Consider the following 16,362-nt stretch of genomic DNA (forward strand, 5'->3'; position numbering starts at 1 on the left):
AGAATACATTGATTATTACAACAACGAGCGAATTAAGCTTAAACTAAAAGGCCTGAGTCCGATAGCATATCGAAATCAGGCCTTGAGCGCCGCTTAGAAATGAGTCCAACTTTATGGGGTCAGTTCACTTGAGCGAGGCTTTTTGTTTTGGATGGCGGTCAGTGAGGGATTCGAACCCTCGATACGTTGCCGTATACACACTTTCCAGGCGTGCTCCTTCGACCACTCGGACAACTGACCTAAACTTTTAATTGGCACAACACTTTCCAGGCGTGCTCGTTATTCGCGTCTCCTGACGCTCACCCCGTTGGGGCCGGACTTCGTCCGTTCAAAAACGCTATCCTTGCGTTTTTAGTCGGCCACTCGGACAACTGACCTAAACTTTTTATTAGCACAACACTTTCCAGCAGTGCTCTTCAACGCGAGCGCGGATTCTAGCAAAGATGGTTTAAATCACAAGGGTTTATCGCGGCTTGTGCTGTTACTGTGGGTGGTTTCGTTTAGAATAGACACAGATTTAATATTTTCATTAGGAACTGATTGATGTTGATGCCTATCTTGGCTGTGGTTGCGGGTCTTGTGTTATTGGTTTGGAGTGCCGATCGCTTTGTCGATGGTGCGGCTGCTACCGCTAAACATTTGGGTATGCCAACCTTATTGATCGGTATGGTCATTATCGGCTTTGGTACCTCTGCTCCTGAGATGGTGGTCTCTGCTTTGGCCGCATCCCAAGGTAACCCTGGCTTAGCCATTGGTAATGGCTTTGGCTCGAATATCACCAATATTGCGTTAATTTTGGGGATTACCGCGCTGTTGAGTCCTATCAGCGTTAAGTCCAAGATTCTTAAGACGGAGCTTCCTCTACTAGCCCTTGCAACCCTGCTTGTGGGAGCGTTGATCTACGATTTAGAGATCACCCGTTTTGATGCTTTTCTGATGTTGTTTGTCTTTGCGCTGATCATGGGCTGGTCGATCTACTCCAGCATGAGAGCCAAAAACGACACACTCTCTGCGGACTTTGAATCTGAGTTTGAAGATGACGACTACCTGCCGTTAAGTCGAGCGCTTTTCTGGTTGGTGTTAGGCCTGGTGATTCTGATTGGTAGCTCACGCTTGTTGGTCTGGGGTGCTGTTGATATCGCGATGGCTTTGGGTGTCAGTGATTTGATCATTGGCTTGACCATTGTAGCGATAGGCACTTCGCTGCCTGAGCTGGCTTCATCAATCATTGCGGTAAAGAAGAACGAGCATGATTTAGCCTTAGGTAATGTCATTGGATCTAACTTGTTCAATACTCTTGCCGTTGTGGGTATAGCCGGTGCTATTCAGCCTTTAGGTATTGAAGCTGCAGCTCTATACCGCGATTGGACCATCATGGGTGTGTTAACTCTGTCCCTGTTTGTTCTAGGCTACGGTGTGTTGGGGCGTCGTCGTATTAATCGTGTTGAGGGTGGGTTGTTGGTGGCCGTCTACATTGGGTATGCGGGTTACCTTTTCTATACGCTGTCTGCTTCGTTTTAACTCTTAATTTGCTTAGCCCTTAAATCATCGCGGCCTTTGCTAGACCGCTCCAACCATATTCATCGCGGCCTTTGCTAGACCGCTCCAACAATTATTATCGCGGTCTTGAAAAGGCCGCGATAGCTTTTCAGACAAACTCCAACAACTAACTAGTTGGCACGATACTTGCTTTAATTTTACATTCGATAAAATTAATAGAGCAGTATGTTTAAATTTTTGTCCAAGTTAAGTATCGGTGCTAAAACCATTATTGGTGTGGCATTAATCGAGATCTGCGCCTTCTCTTTCTTGATTCTGACAGAATCAGCCATTGTGCATGACACGAATCAAGCGCTTTATGAAGAGTCTGCACGAGACATCTCAGAGCTCTTTACCTCGTCCATCACCAATGCGGTCATCAGTTTTGATATTGCCGAGGTAGAATCGGCCATTTCTCATTTCATGCAGCGTGAAACAGTATTGGGCGTTTCGGTTATAGCAGCCAATGATAGAGTCATGGCGAGCCAGACACAGAAGGAGCTTAGTGGGCTTGAATCCATATACGATGTTCAGATGCCTATTATTATCGATCAACAATCCTTTGGCTGGGTCGAATTTACCTATGACATCTCAATCGTTGACGATAACTCCAATTTTGCCAAAGTATTAGGTTTTCAAATCGCGATTGGCGGGCTTCTTTTAGTAGCTTTCTTTTCATACCTGCTTGGTCGATACCTGACTTGTCGCATACGCGAGCTCTCTAAAAGTGTCGAATCGATTGCCAAGGGTAACCTAGAAACTGAGGTGAAGATTATTGGCCATGATGAGATCTCGCAGTTTGCTAAGCTGCTTGAAGGGATGCGCAAAGAGTTAGTTGAAGCTCGCACACTTATGGCTCAAAGCCAGGACAATTTAGCGCAGCAAGTCGAAAATAAAACCAAAGAACTTCAGCAGGCGCTTACACTATCGGAAGAGTCCAAACAGCGTGAAGCCGATGTGTTTGCCATTTTAGGTCATGAGATCCGCACGCCCATATCGATCATCATGATGGAGTTAGAGAATAGAGAATCCATTAATCTCAATCGTATTCGCTCGAATGTTGAACATACTCTATCGCTTATTGATGATATGAGTTTGGTCGCACGAGCGGGTTCTGGTCGTGATATGAACCTCGATTCAGTCGATTTGGGTGAGCTATTCAGTGGTCTTATTACCAGTTATCGACAGCAAGCCTATGCACACGGAATTCGTTTAGTCGATCAAATAGCGCTTAGCGAGGCTCATGTTAAAACCTCAGAGAAGGCGCTGCGTCAAATCGTCTCAAATCTAATGCGAAACGCCAACATTCACAGCCAGTGTAAAACCTTGTCTATCTCGGCCGATCTGCAACGCATTAACCCAAGCTCTGCACGTCTTGAAGTCTCCATTACCGATGATGGTAAGGGCATTATGCCTGAGCTTCAGGCTCGGGTGTTTGAGAGCTTCACTCGGGGTAATAGCCAGGCTGAGGGGACCGGTATTGGACTCAGTGTCTGTAAGGAGTTGGTGACTAACATGGGCGGTGAGTTGGTGTTAGAGAGCGACGGAAAAACGGGAAGCCGTTTTACCTTTGCACTCTCATTAGCGATTGCAGAGGCTGAGAATTCTTTGCCAACACCTGAGCTACTTCAGGTGGAACACTCAGCGTTAGAAGGATTATCCCTTTTAGTCGTTGAGGATAACCTAACAATACAACTGTTAACCAAAAAGATGCTGGAATCAAAAGGCGCATCGGTTGTAACTGCTTCTAACGGGGATGAGGGTCTGCAAAAAGCTAAATTACAAACCTTTGATCTTATGCTTTCAGACCTGATGATGCCGGTCATGGATGGAGCAGAGATGATTAAAACCCTAAGGTCTATGGATGTTCATACACCCATTATCGGTGTAACAGCGGCAACCATTGGGGGAGAGCGAGATCAGCTATTAAAAGCGGGTGCAGATCTTGTGTTGGCAAAACCCTTAAAAATCGACAGCATTGAGGCGTTTTTGCACTCTCAATCTGTCAAAATCATCAATAGTTAAAGGAGTGGGTGATGAATAAGTTATTAAAGCGTTTTGTGTCAGTTGGTGTTTTGGCGACGGCGATTAGTGGTCAAGCTTGGGCAGAGACGTTCACCTTTGGTGTTGTCCCTCAGCAGTCAGCAACCAAGTTAGCTAAAGTCTGGGGGCCTGTTCTTAAGCATCTAGAAGATAAAACGGGCGTGCAGTTTCAGTTTGCTACGGCTACCGACATTCCTACCTTTGAGCAGCGTTTAATGGATGGTGTGTATGACTTTGCATACATGAACCCCTACCACTTCACCTTCTTTAATGAACACAAGGGTTACACTGCGCTTGCGCATCGAGCGGATAAGAAAATTCAGGGTCTTCTTGTAACGCGTAACGACAGCTCCATTACTGAGTTAAGCCAGTTAGAGGGTAAGGAGGTCGCTTTCCCTTCGCCAGCAGCCTTTGCGGCTTCGTTGGTTCCACGTGGGGAGTTGGCAAAAATGGGTATTAATATCACTCCCCGTTATGTCAGTTCGCATGACTCGGTTTATTTGGGTGTGTCCCGTGAGTTTTTCTTGGCCGGAGGCGGGATAGGACGTACGTTTAATAACTCCAAAGATGCTATTAAGAGCCAATTAAAAGTACTTTGGAAAACCGAAGAGTATACCCCCCATGCCTTTGCTAACCACCCAAGAGTCAATGCCGATATAGCTAGGAAAGTTTCAGCGGTATTGGCTGATATGAGTAATTCTGAAGAGGGTAAAGCTGCGTTATCAGGCTTGGGTATTCAATCTCTTAGAGCAGCAAATGACAGTGACTGGGATGATGTGCGAGCGCTGAAGCTAACGCTGTTGGATAGTTTGTTGGATTGAGCGATCGCGGCCTTTTCAAGACCGCTCCAACATAAAAAGATCTCGAACCGTTGGAGCGGTCTCAAAAAAAGGCCGCGAACTTAAGAAAAGATTTCGCTCCGTTGGAGCGGTCTTAGAAAGGCCGCGAACTTAATCCAAGCGAAACCTGAGCTGGAAAAGCGCGCTCGGTTTCGCTCTTACCAGCTCAATATCACCATCCATGCTTTTCATCAGGGTTTGCACCTTAAATAGCCCTAGCCCTGTTCCCGCTCCAATCTCGCGTGTGGTAAAGAAGGGGTCAAAGATGTTGTTGATGTCTTGGGTCTCTATACCCATACCATTATCTTCGATCGTCAGTTTAAGTTCTGATCCCTCTCTTTCACATTGAATGTTGACCAGAGCCTCTTGTTCAGGCGGAACAGCCTGTAGCGCATTGGTAACGACGCCAGATATTGCATCGATTGCTAAGCGTGCCTTCGCTCGAACAAATAGAGAGTCGGGCAGTTGAATCAGTATCTTACAATTGCCTGCAGCGCGATCAGGTAACTGCTGTACAGCTTGTTCAGCGCCTTGTTCAACGAGGCTTCGTAGGTTGACCAGCTCTAACTCTGACTCCTCTCTGTTTAACTCCAGATTACGGAGTTGCGAGATGATCAGTGTTACCCGCAAAATAGCCGCTTCGGACTCATCTATCAGTGACGGATAGTCTGATGAGAGGTAATCAAAATCAGCTTTATCAAGGATTGGATTAAGCTGTTCAGGATTCATCGACTCTTTTTTAATTTGCTCTATCGCGCTCACACACTGCTCTATGTAATCGCGCAGGGTGTCGATGTTAGAACGGACAATCGATAGCGGGTTATTCACCTCATGAGCAATGCCTGAGGCTAGAATACCTAGTGAGGCCTGTTTTTCAGCAGCAATAAGTTTGGCTTGTGCGGCCTTGATTTCATGATTGGCTAATTCGAGCAGATGGTTTTTTTCTGATAGCGCTAGAGTACGCTGTTCAACTTTGTTTTCTAACTCTTCATTTAAATTACGCAGCTGCTGCTCTAAGGTCTTTTCCTGTTCGCGTGTCGCTTTGAGGGTGGAGCTCATTCGGTTAAATGCGGTTGCCACGACATCGATTTCATCGTTTCCTTTAACCTCGATTTGAGTCTTTAGTTCGCCCTGGCTAATGGTCTCTGCAGCGTCACGAAGTAGGGAGAGTTTATTAATCAGATAGCGTCCCAAGACAAAAGAGAAGATTGCCACTAACACCATCTCTAAAGCGGCAATGGCGTAACTCCAACGTTTAGCCTCTTCAATCGTGTTGAGTATAGGGTGGATACTAAACCCGACCTCTACCATACCGTACTGATCGCCATCGACCTCAATGACCGCTTTTGCATCAAAGATACCGTCATCAACCTCTGACGCTTCTAGGTCAATGTCACCCGGTGAGATAGTGTCGGACTGAGTTAAGGTGCGACCCTGTTGATCGAGAACACGCGCGTACAGAATGTCGTCACTTTTCATGACCTCATCGACAAACGCATTCAAAGAGGCTAGATCATAAGCTAAAACAGCGTCTTTAACGGTAATCGCAAAGAGTTTTGCGGTCGCGTTTGCGCGCTTATCCATCTCGTTGAAGTTCGTATCACGAATAAAACCGAGCATCATAACGATCAGTGTGATCAGCAGGACCGCCTCGATAGCAGCTACCCCTAGGATCGTCTTAGTTTTAATGGAGTTTCGAATCAACGCGCTGTCTCATTAAACATCTGTTTCTCATTCGTTAACTATAGTCTATAGATCCTGACTTGTTTTACTTCTTTTGTAGTAGAGAAAATATACGCCCATCTATGACAAGCAGTCCGAAACCAATGAACAAACCTCCCGTCACTTGAATCAGTGTAATGGTCTCATTAAGAACACTGATACCTAGCAGAGTGCCGCTAATAGGAACCAGAAGGGTGACCAGCATGGCGTTAGCGGCACCTGCTTTACTGATTAACTCAAAAAAGAGTATGTAAGCAAAGGATGTTGAGGCTACTGCCAGGGCTAATATTGAAGCGATCACGCTGAAAGAGGGTAGCGTGTCGGGTAAATCGGTTGAGGTCAGTATCAGTACTGGAATCATAATAAGGCTTGAGGCGCTAAGCTGGCATGTCGCAGACTGAATCGAGTTGCGTCCGGCGAGGTGGCGTTTCGCCCATAATCCAGAAAAACCATAACTCACGGTCGCTAAAAAGCTAAACATAACTCCCAGTGGATCGGTGTGTAGAGCCAATTGGGTTAGGCCGCTAAGCAGAGCGACACCCAATACGCCCAACAGACTGCCAATGACTTTATTGGGTTTGAGTAACTCCTCTTTAAATAGGGCTAACACAATAAAGGTGCAGATCGGTGTCATGGCGTTGATGATGGAGGCCAATGAGACACTGATCAGTGTTTGTGCATAAAAGATGAAGGTAAAGGGGATGACGTTATTGAGCAGCCCCATAACAAAAAATTTCTTCCAGGTATCAACATCTTTAGGAAGCGGAACTTTGAAAAGAGGCAGCAGGCTTAACATCACCAGTGCTGCAATCATCACCCTTAAAAAAACCAGTAGAAGGGGATCTATCTCTTGAACGGCAATACCGATAAATAGAAACGAGCCACCCCAAAGCAGCGACAGTGTGAAAAGATTGAGCAGTTGTGAAGTAGGCATCTAATCGGTTGATCTCTATTTATTTGCAAGCTTAGCCATCATAAGGGAACCGATGGTTGTTCACCTAGTATTTCATCATTTGACTTTGCCTGATTATGCCTTGATTCAAAAGCGGTTCTTTCGCATTATGTGCTGAATAATTAATGATAAGGACAGACTATGTCAGGACTACTGCCAAACGTTGATCCAGATGGATTGCTAGAATTCTCGGTTGTTTACACAGACCGCTCCCTAAACCACATGTCGAATGCCTTTCAGCATGTCATGCGTGATCTTTCGGGTCAGTTAAAATCCGTCTACAACGCCGATGCAGTTGCGATCATTCCTGGTAGCGGTACCTTTGGTATGGAAGCGGTGGCTCGACAGTTTGCTAACGGCAAAAAAGCGATGGTGATTCGCAACGGTTGGTTTAGTTACCGTTGGACTCAAATCTTTGAGATGGCAGGCTTGCCTCGTGAAGAGTTGGTTCTAAAAGCCCGTTTTGATTCAGACGATGCGCAAGCGCAACTCTCTCCGTACCCCATTGAAGAGGCGGTGGATGCCATTCGTAACGAGCGACCAGATGTGGTCTTTGCACCACACGTCGAAACCTCGGCCGGTATGATTCTGCCAGATGAGTACATTAAATCCATTGCGGATGCGGCTCATGAAGTGGGTGCGCTGTTTGTTCTGGACTGTATTGCGTCAGGTGCCATCTGGGTTGATATGAAGGCTCTGGGTGTTGATCTTCTCTGCAGTGCGCCACAGAAGGGGTGGAGTGGTTCACCTTGTGCGGGCCTTGTGATGATGAGTCAACGAGCTCGTGATGCGATCGAGAATACCACTAGTAACTCCTTTGCTTGCGACCTTAAAAAGTGGCTTCAGATCATGGAAGCTTACGAAAACGGTGGCCACGCCTACCATGCCACTATGCCTACCGATGGTTTGCGTCAGTTACGTGATGTTATGGCCGAGGCTGAGAAGTTCGGCTTTGCTGAACTGAAAGCGGCTCAAGCACGCTTAGGTAAAGAGGCTCGAGAACTACTGGCATCACGTGGCATTAAGAGCTTAGCGGCTGACGGCTTTGGAGCGCCTGGTGTCATCGTTAACCACACGACCGACAGCGATATTCAAAATGGCTCTCGCTTTGCACAAGCAGGTTTCCAAATCGCAGCGGGCGTGCCACTCATGTGTGATGAGCCGGAAGGCTTCTGTACCTTCCGTATCGGTCTGTTCGGTATCGATAAGTTAATGAACGTTGATCGTACGTTGGATTACTTGAAAGAGGCGCTAGATAAGGCGGGTATTTAAGAGTTGGAGCGGTCTTACCAAGGCCGCGATGCTCTTCTTCGCGGTGTCTGGCTTCAGCCTGACACCTAATCGCCTCATCTTCGATAAGGCTCCAATAGGTCGCTTCGCACTCCGTGCTAGCTCCTACGATTGGGTTCGTCACTGTTGGAGCGGTCTAGAATAGGCCGCGATGCTCTTCTTCGCGGTGTCTGGCTTCCAGCCTGACACCTAATCGCCTCATCTTCGATAAGGCTCCAACAAGGAGAAGCGATCCGATTTAATAAAACACCCGCTCTACAAACCAAATCGCTCCAAGTAGCGAAATCCCCAAACTTAACGGTATGCGTACCCAGCGATTCCAAAAAGCTTTGGATGAGAACCAGTATCCAACCAGCAGATGCGCAATCACAAGTGTTGCGAGTTGCCCGAGCTCCACGCCAATATTGAAGGCGATTAAGCTCTCTACGAAACTATCCGACTGTAAGCCGATTTCGCGTAGCACACCTGCAAATCCTAGTCCGTGTAACAATCCAAAGCCAAAGACCAGCCCAATTCGGGATTTAGAGACTCGATCTTTAAACAGGTTTTCAATGGCAACATAGACAATCGACAAGGCGATCAGAGGCTCCACAATGTATGGGGGTATGTTCACAAGCCCAAGAATGGCCAGAGCTAGCGTTAATGTATGCGCGGCTGTGAAGGCGGTGACCTGCCATAGAAGATCCTTGAGACGTTGGCTCAATAGATAGAGGCCGAGCACAAACAGAATGTGATCAAGGCCTAAGGGTAATATGTGTTCAAATCCCAGCTTTACGTAATCCAAAAGACCTTGGCGCTTCAACTCAAGACGACTTAAATTGATCGCTTCCGATTGAGTGCCTGCGGCTACCCAAGATGCCCCTTTGATTTCACCCTGTTCACTTAACCGGACGACGGCATCGCTATAGGCCTCTGGCCAGCTGAAGGTGATCTCTGACGAGGCTAAATCGACCGTAAAACGGTAGGTGACTAAAGATTGGCGGGCCAGATCAATATCGGGTTGATCGATAACGGCTAGATCAGTGCTAAGAAGTGATTTAGTCACGGGCCCATCAGTTGAGGCGAGTGTGATCTGATTAAACAGCTTAACAACGAAGGGATCTGCTTTAGTTGAAAGCTCATCGGTGGACAGTGCTCTTAATTGATTATACTGATCAGCGGTGGGGGCGTTATCAGTATCCGCATGTTCAGTCCCGATTTCGCTCATCAGAGCCTCTAAGTTGGTATCAATGCGCATTTCCAAACTATTGTCGGGTAATACTTCCATCTCAATGATGGTTGGAGTAATTTCATGGGCTCGGCTTAACGTGCTGACTAATAATAGTAGAGTGCCAAGAAGGCCAAAATAGAGATGAGCACGTAGAGTCATTAAATTTCCTTAACGGAGCTGGATGTGAAAATAGTTAAACCATTAGCACTGATAGTAGCGATTAGTTCATCGTTCGCAAGTGCTCATGAGCAATGGTTAGAGCCTAGCCAGTATCAGGTACGTCCGGAAGCTACGATAAAAGCGGATATCCGGATTGGGCAAAACTTCAAAGGGTACGCCTATCCCTACCTAGAACATGAGACTGAGCAGTTTATTGAACGAGATCTGTCTGGTGTTCGAAATGTTGATGCCATCACCGGAGATAAGCCGGCTTACACCTCTAAAATGCCCGAAATGGGTTTTCGCTGGGTGGCGCTTGAGTCTAAGGCTTATGATCTAACCTTTGATAGCGAGAAGAAGTTTGTCGATTATATCAACGGCGAAGGCCTTGAGTGGGTGCTCGATTGGTATCAGGCGCAGGGTAAATCCAGAGAGGGTGTAACAGAGACCTACTATCGCCATGCTAAAACACTCTTTTCCGTTGAAGGCAGTGAAGAGGCTGAATGGCTAACCGAACCTTTGGGTCACCGTTTGGAGCTGATCCCGGTTGCATCCTTCACCCAGTGTTCCACCGCCCCCACATTCCAACTCTTATGGCAGGGTAAACCGCTTGAGGGCGCCCTTGTAAGACGGTTTGTTAAAGGTAAACGCGGGACAGAACAGTACCGTACTAACCAGAATGGTAAAGTAAGATTTACTGCACAAGAGGGTCCATTTTTAATCAATGCCGTTCGTATTGATTACGGATCTGAACCAAGAGCTAAGGGTAAGGATTGGGTCAGTGATTGGGCCTCTTTAACTTACCAGTGTCAAAAATAAAGGATTAATAATGAGCGAGACAGTTAAAGCGATTCGAATTGAGCAGAATGGCGGTCCAGAAGAGATGAAGTTGGTTGATGTCGAACTTCCTGAACTGGGCGAGTTTGATGTGTTGGTTCGTCATGAAGCGGTAGGTCTTAACTACATTGATGTCTACTTCCGCACCGGTCTCTACCCACAAGAGATGCCGGGCAAGATTGGCATGGAAGGTAGCGGTGTGGTTGAGGCAATTGGCTCAGGTGTGACCTATGTCAGCGTCGGTGATCGAGTGGCTTACGCGGGGCAACCTCTTGGCGCCTACAGTCAAAAGCGCGTGATGCCGCAGGATACGTTGATTCAACTACCAGAGAGCATCAGCTTCGAGCAGGGTGCTGCTATGATGCTGCAAGGTCTAACCGTTCAGTACCTTCTGAATGACAGCTACAAGGTGCAGGCGGGCGATACCATCCTGCTTCATGCTGCAGCAGGCGGTGTCGGTTTGATTGCTGTGCAGTGGCTTAAGGCATTGGGTGCGCGTGTTATAGGTACGGTCGGCAATCAGGCTAAAGCGGATTTGGCTAAGAGCTTTGGTTGCGATGAGACGATCATCTACACCGAAGAGGATTTTGTTGCTCGTACTCGTGAGCTGACGGATGGTAAAGGGGTGCAAGCGGTCTACGACTCTATTGGTAAAGATACCTTTATGCAGTCACTCGACTGTTTAGCACCGCGTGGCACGATGGTTTCGTTTGGTAACGCAACCGGTGCGGTTCCAGCGTTCGAGATTGGCATGTTGGCGGCAAAAGGGTCCCTTAAAGTGACTCGCCCGACACTGATGACCTATGTTCATGATCGTCCTATGTTGGAGAGTATGGCCAAGGATCTGATCGCGCGCGTTGAATCAGGGCAGGTGAAGATTGAAGTCAATCAGCGTTACCCCTTGGCTGATGCAGCGCAAGCTCACATCGATTTGGAGTCGCGTCAAACGACCGGCTCGACGGTGTTGTTGCCTTAAAGCTGAGCTTGAATATTGGGTGGGTGACTGGCTTTTAGCCTGTCATCCTCTCTTTCAGCCACTACAGGTTTGCAATGTTGGAGTCTTATCGAAGATGAGGCGAAATAGGTGTCAGGCTAAAGCCAGACACCTCCAAGGGGAGTTCCAAGACCACTCCAACATCATTTGGTGCTAGTCACACACTCTTGATTTCACAGCCCAATCGCTCAGCTTCGCTGCGCTGATGGGTCACCATAATCAACATCTTCTGTTGTTCGGTTAATTGTCTATCGATCCAGTCCAAAACCTTCTCCTTAGTCTCGCTGTCTAAGCCTGTTAGAGGCTCATCCAGGACAATGATCGGTTCAGGACGCAGTAGGGTTCTGATAATTCCAATACGCTGACGTTGCCCACCAGAGAGCTGATTAGGCATCTTGTTGAGATAGCAGAGCAGATCCAGTTCTTGCATCGCCTCTTGGATGCGTTTGTCCGGGTTTTGATGCTTGTCCAAACCCAATCTCAAGTTCTGCTGGATGGTTAAGTGTTCAAAGAGATTATCCTCCTGAAACAGCATCGCGACAGGACGCTCTTCTGGAGGCTGATCAGTAATCACCTGATCATTGAAGCGCACTTCACCTGATTTAATCGGTGCAAAGCCGGCAATAGCCAACAGTAGAGTTGTTTTACCAATACCGCTTTGGCCAAGGAGAGCGACTCTGGATTGGTCAGGGACCAACAAGTCGTAACAGTACTCCCAATCGGGGTAGCTGACTATGAGGTTGTTGATCTGCAGGCCAAGGTTATTGCTCATGGTGAACACTGCGCTCCAGTAGAATTAATAGCAGGTAGCAAAGTCCCAACAGAATTACCGATGTGATAGCGGCCTCTGACATACGATAGGTACCAGCAAAGGTGTAGATCAGCCAGGGGAGGGTCGGTGATTCATAACTGCCAAATATAGCAAAAATGGAGACATCACCTAAGGCCAACAGAAGTCCCAAAGAGAAAGCGGCTAGTAGTGAGCGTCGAATAAAGGGGTAGATGATGCGCACTCTCTCCATCGGTGTGAGTTTTAAATTGCCTACTAGTTTTGCATATTGCGAATCAAATTGAATGAATCTTGGGCGTAGCTGGCTGAGCAAAAAGGGTAGCAGAACAAAGGCGTTAAGCAGTATCAGCATCAGTGTGGCGTATGTCTCGAGTAGCCCACGGCTGATCAACCATATGTAACTACCGGTCGATAACACCATGGCTGGAGCGACCAGTGACTGATTGGCTAACCAACTGAATAGCGTCTCTTGTATCGGCTTAACTTGTTGGGCTGCTGTTCTGATGGGTGTTAGCAGTGCGATGGCGGTGAGAAGTGCCAATAGTGATGCGCTTAATGCGATGAGCAGTGAGACGCCCATCGCTTTCAACATAGCAGCGTAGGGGTAGTTAATTAGTGCCTCTTGATTGAGTGTCATGAACAGTGCAATTAGAGGTGCTAATAGATAGACCCACCCCAGCAGGTAGAAAGCCAATTGTATAGGCACTTTTACCCCTTGCTCCACTCGATAAGCAGGCTGCTCTCGAGTGGAACCGAGCCAGTTCACTCTGCTGGCATAGATCAGGGCAAGATAGATAAGACCGGCTATCGCAAACTGCAACCAAGCAAGGGTGAGCGCCTCGTTGAGGTTGAAGTCGTATTTAAGGGCTTGGTAGATGGCCAGTTCTAAGGTGGTGGCTTTAGGTCCACCCCCAAGCGTTAATACGATTGCAAAACTGTTAAAGCAGAGAATAAAGATTAAGCCCGCCAGTGTTGCGACCTGGCTCTTAATAGCAGGCCACTCAATGTGTCGAAGGCGTTGCCAAAAACTGAACTTAAGCTGGTCGGCTAATTGCTCTCGGCTTAAAGGGATAGAGCTGTAGCCCTGATAGAGAATACGAACGGCTAGCGGAAAGTTCAGATAAATATGGGCAATTAAGATTCCATTGAGGCCAAAGAGTTTCCACTCTTTTAACAGATCTGTAAAAGGCGATTGCGGTCCTAGCAGGTTGACGATGCCGGTAATCAATATGAGTGATGGCATCACGAACGCCAGCAGTGAGAGTCTTAGAAACTGATCTCTACCAGCGGGTCGCAAACGATGCAGGGCTCTTGCGATGGGTATTGCCAGAAGAAGAGAGCCCAAGGCACTTAACAGGGCTTGGTAGAGGGTAAAACTTACAATGTTTTGTAGGTATGTGTCTTGTAACAGTTCGGGGGTGAATCGGGTCTCTTCGAATCCGATCAACCCCCAAAAGGCGAGCACCGTCAGAGAGAGGGTGCCCAGATAAGCAACCGCACTCATCAGTGGGGTGAAAGTGCGGCCTAGTAACATCAGGAGTGGTTCACGCGATCGCTTTATTGTGAAACAGCGGTACGCCACTCACGAATCCAGCGAGCACGGTTTTCGGCCAATTCGTCACTGCCAAGTTTGATCTGCTGTGGGGTTACCAACTGCTCAAATGCCTCTGGTAGCTCTACATTATCAATAACCGGTAGCATCCAGTTGGTCACTGGTAGGATCTGCTGCGCTTCGTTTGAGATTAGAAACTCAAGGAACTGGTTCGCTAATTCAGTTTGATCGCTGTATGCGCTGATCGCGGCCACTTCAACCTGTGCTACATGTCCGTCTGTAAACTCTGCGGCCTTGTACTGATCCTTACCTTCAGCAACAACGTGGTATGCAGGCGATGTGGTGTAACTCAAAACGTAGTCAGAACCGCCCTCTAGGAACAGACTGTAAGCTTCCCACCAACCTTTGGTGACGGTAACGGTCTGCTTAGCTAGATCAGCCCATGCGGTCGCCGCTTCCTCGCCGTACGCCTTATTAACCCAGGTCATTAACCCCTGGCCTGGCGTTGACGTACGTGGGTCTTGGTAGATAACTGAGGCGTCTGAAGCTAAGAGTTCAGCAAAGCTTGTTGCTGGCGCTTGGATCTTTTGCGCGTCATAAATGAATGCAAAATAGCCGTAGTCAAAGGGTACAAACTGATTATTGTTCCAGTTTAAGTCGCTGGTGATCTTTGAGGTGTCGACGCTGTGAGATTGAACCAGACCCAGTTGCGTAGCTTCTGTCATCAAACCGTTATCAAGGCCAAGCAGTACATCGGCTTGTGTGTTGGATTTCTCGACACGTGCGCGATTCAGAATGCTGACACCATCCTCTGCTGCGACGAAATTAAGAGTACAACCACATTGTGCTTCAAAGGCTGTTTTGAGCTGAGGGCCTGGACCCCACTCAGAGACGAAGCTGTCGTAGGTGTACACGTTAAGTTCGGGCTTATCGGAAGCGACTGCCGCAAAAGAAGCAGTTAACATTGCACCGGCAACAGATAATTTGAGTGTGGTTGCTGAATCCATCAAGAAACTCCTGTAATTTAAAAAACTTAAACATCCATTATTAAGTTAGGCGTTGAATGATACTAAGTGAGCTAGAGGCTGTCATTGCATCTAGGGCGGTTTCGGGAAGTTTGTCGCAATTAATTTCAGACAAAATTCCTTTGAACAGTCAGATAGCACCTCTTGATACGTCTGCTACGCGTCATAGGATGTATCTACTTGAGGAAAAAGGGGAGCGGTTTGTTGTTAGGGCAGAACCTGACAAAGAGACCCTCCCAGGGGTGGACCCGTTTCGTGAGCGAAACATTCTAGATGCCATCGCTCATTTTCAATGGTCCCCTAAGTTAATGATCAACGAGCCTCAGCAGGGTGTGTTGATTATGCATCACGCAGGTGAATGCTCAGAGCTGCTCTCACCGGATCAAAAAACGGTTCTATTGAAGGCTATCACTGAGATGCAGAGCCTCACTGAACTGCCCATGTTAGATTATGCAGCGCTTTTTCAGCATTACCGAGATAAGCTGCGTGATTCAGGACATCAACAGTTAACTGATGAGACTGAGCAGCAACTACTCTCCCTTCCTAACATGCCTAGGGTGTTAGTTCACCATGATCTTCACCCGGGTAATATTTGCTGGCAGAATGGCGACGCCACCATTATTGATTGGGAGTACGCAGGCGTTGGAATCGCATGGTTGGATTACGCGGTGTTAATTCGAGATCTAAGCTTTACCGCAAGTGAGTTGATGCAGTTGCCTCTATTGAACGCTTTTGACGAGCAGGCGTTAACGCACTGGCTGGCCCAATCAATTCAGGTGGTCGATCAGCTTGAGATGCTCTGGTCACACTATAAATCACAGGTTACAGGTTAAGGGTAATTAGAATGAACATGAATGAACTATTAGAACAGATTAAACAGGCACCTGAGAGCGTAGAGTTCGCTGAGGTGATGGCGGTTATTGATGCATCCTTTGACCATAAACCTTCTGCTTTTGTAAATGGTGATCTAGAAAACTCAGCAGAGCAAAACCAGGGCTCGGCTAAAATTTTGAGCTTTGCTAAGCTGAATAATCTTTCTGAATCAGAGACACTGGCCTGTTTTGGTACCTACTACCGTGATGATGTGTTGGGTAATCCTGAAGGAACCGATCACGGCAATATTCGTAATTTTATGAAGTCTGGTTGGGCTGGCGTTCAGTTGCCTGAAGGTGTGTTGACGGCTAAGTAAGCTTTACTGCGCAGGTGTCTGGCTTCAGCCTGACACCACTTTACAGTTACGCTATAGCATTTCTGTAAAATGCTAAGAGAGTGGGGTCAGACCAAAGGTCATATATGGTCCGTCCCGCGTTATGCAAGATAAAAGTACCAATGGTTAAGGTGAGCTGCAGTCATATATCCGGCTTTTGATGAAGATCTCTTTCTTCTAGCCCCAATGGATTCTGCATACTT

The 16,362-nt window shown here is 47.4% G+C and carries 15 protein-coding genes and 1 tRNA gene; 9 read left to right on the forward strand and 7 right to left on the reverse strand.

Features of this window, described 5'->3' with window-relative positions:
- On the forward strand, positions 1-97 hold a 97-nt coding region (locus tag XMA152_RS12245), incomplete at its 5' end, for an IS3 family transposase (protein ID WP_173482665.1).
- Positions 98-152: 55 nt separating this feature from the next.
- Here XMA152_RS12245 and XMA152_RS12250 read toward each other — a convergent pair.
- Positions 153-240, reverse strand: a tRNA-Ser gene (locus XMA152_RS12250).
- 303 nt (positions 241-543) lie between these two features.
- Here XMA152_RS12250 and XMA152_RS12255 point away from each other — a divergent pair.
- The 3 genes from XMA152_RS12255 (at position 544) to XMA152_RS12265 (ending at position 4,403) form a co-directional block, all read left to right on the forward strand.
- Complete coding sequence (locus tag XMA152_RS12255) at positions 544-1,521, forward strand: calcium/sodium antiporter (protein WP_173480998.1); 978 nt, start codon at positions 544-546, stop codon at positions 1,519-1,521.
- Positions 1,522-1,725: 204 nt separating this feature from the next.
- The gene (locus XMA152_RS12260; RefSeq protein WP_173483761.1) at positions 1,726-3,564 is read left to right on the forward strand and encodes an ATP-binding protein; all 1,839 of its coding nucleotides are present in this window, start codon (positions 1,726-1,728) and stop codon (positions 3,562-3,564) included.
- An 11-nt stretch (positions 3,565-3,575) separates the two neighbouring features.
- The gene (locus XMA152_RS12265; protein ID WP_173483762.1) at positions 3,576-4,403 is read left to right on the forward strand and encodes a PhnD/SsuA/transferrin family substrate-binding protein; all 828 of its coding nucleotides are present in this window, start codon (positions 3,576-3,578) and stop codon (positions 4,401-4,403) included.
- Positions 4,404-4,532: 129 nt separating this feature from the next.
- Here the strand turns inward: XMA152_RS12265 and XMA152_RS12270 are convergent, their stop codons facing one another.
- Both XMA152_RS12270 and XMA152_RS12275 read right to left on the reverse strand, forming a co-directional pair.
- Positions 4,533-6,125, reverse strand: a complete 1,593-nt coding sequence (locus XMA152_RS12270) for an ATP-binding protein (protein WP_173483763.1) — start codon at positions 6,123-6,125, stop codon at positions 4,533-4,535.
- 64 nt (positions 6,126-6,189) lie between these two features.
- Complete coding sequence (locus tag XMA152_RS12275; RefSeq protein WP_173483764.1) at positions 6,190-7,077, reverse strand: DMT family transporter; 888 nt, start codon at positions 7,075-7,077, stop codon at positions 6,190-6,192.
- A gap of 159 nt (positions 7,078-7,236) precedes the next feature.
- Between XMA152_RS12275 and XMA152_RS12280 the strand changes: the two genes are divergently transcribed.
- A complete protein-coding gene (locus XMA152_RS12280) occupies positions 7,237-8,367 on the forward strand; it encodes an aminotransferase class V-fold PLP-dependent enzyme (protein ID WP_173483765.1) in 1,131 nt (376 codons plus the stop codon).
- 256 nt (positions 8,368-8,623) lie between these two features.
- On the opposite strand, the gene XMA152_RS12285 is transcribed toward XMA152_RS12280, so the two are convergent.
- Positions 8,624-9,754, reverse strand: a complete 1,131-nt coding sequence (locus XMA152_RS12285) for a HupE/UreJ family protein (RefSeq protein ID WP_173483766.1) — start codon at positions 9,752-9,754, stop codon at positions 8,624-8,626.
- A gap of 24 nt (positions 9,755-9,778) precedes the next feature.
- Between XMA152_RS12285 and XMA152_RS12290 the strand changes: the two genes are divergently transcribed.
- The gene (locus tag XMA152_RS12290; RefSeq protein WP_173483767.1) at positions 9,779-10,573 is read left to right on the forward strand and encodes a DUF4198 domain-containing protein; all 795 of its coding nucleotides are present in this window, start codon (positions 9,779-9,781) and stop codon (positions 10,571-10,573) included.
- Between the two features lie 10 nt (positions 10,574-10,583).
- Positions 10,584-11,567, forward strand: coding sequence for a quinone oxidoreductase (locus XMA152_RS12295; protein ID WP_173480987.1), 984 nt, complete (start codon positions 10,584-10,586; stop codon positions 11,565-11,567).
- 175 nt (positions 11,568-11,742) lie between these two features.
- Here the strand turns inward: XMA152_RS12295 and XMA152_RS12300 are convergent, their stop codons facing one another.
- From XMA152_RS12300 to thiB, 3 genes are read right to left on the reverse strand one after another with little or no spacing between them, the layout of a single operon-like run.
- Positions 11,743-12,357 carry an ATP-binding cassette domain-containing protein gene (locus tag XMA152_RS12300; protein ID WP_173483768.1) on the reverse strand — a complete coding sequence of 205 codons (615 nt, stop codon included), beginning with the start codon at positions 12,355-12,357 and terminating at the stop codon, positions 11,743-11,745.
- Positions 12,347-13,909, reverse strand: coding sequence for an ABC transporter permease subunit (locus XMA152_RS12305; RefSeq protein WP_173483769.1), 1,563 nt, complete (start codon positions 13,907-13,909; stop codon positions 12,347-12,349). Before XMA152_RS12305 ends, XMA152_RS12300 begins: the two co-directional genes overlap by 11 nt.
- Positions 13,910-13,932: 23 nt before the next feature.
- Positions 13,933-14,934, reverse strand: a complete 1,002-nt coding sequence (thiB, locus tag XMA152_RS12310) for a thiamine ABC transporter substrate binding subunit (protein WP_173483770.1) — start codon at positions 14,932-14,934, stop codon at positions 13,933-13,935.
- 188 nt (positions 14,935-15,122) lie between these two features.
- Between thiB and XMA152_RS12315 the strand changes: the two genes are divergently transcribed.
- Positions 15,123-15,785 carry a phosphotransferase gene (locus XMA152_RS12315; RefSeq protein WP_173483771.1) on the forward strand — a complete coding sequence of 221 codons (663 nt, stop codon included), beginning with the start codon at positions 15,123-15,125 and terminating at the stop codon, positions 15,783-15,785.
- Between the two features lie 17 nt (positions 15,786-15,802).
- Positions 15,803-16,141 (forward strand): HopJ type III effector protein, encoded by a 339-nt coding sequence (locus XMA152_RS12320; RefSeq protein ID WP_371813305.1) that lies wholly within the window; start codon positions 15,803-15,805, stop codon positions 16,139-16,141.
- The last annotated feature ends 221 nt before the right edge of the window (positions 16,142-16,362 follow it).

Source organism: Marinobacterium sp. xm-a-152, assembly GCF_013282965.1.
Classification (GTDB): Bacteria; Pseudomonadota; Gammaproteobacteria; order Pseudomonadales; family Balneatricaceae; genus Marinobacterium_E.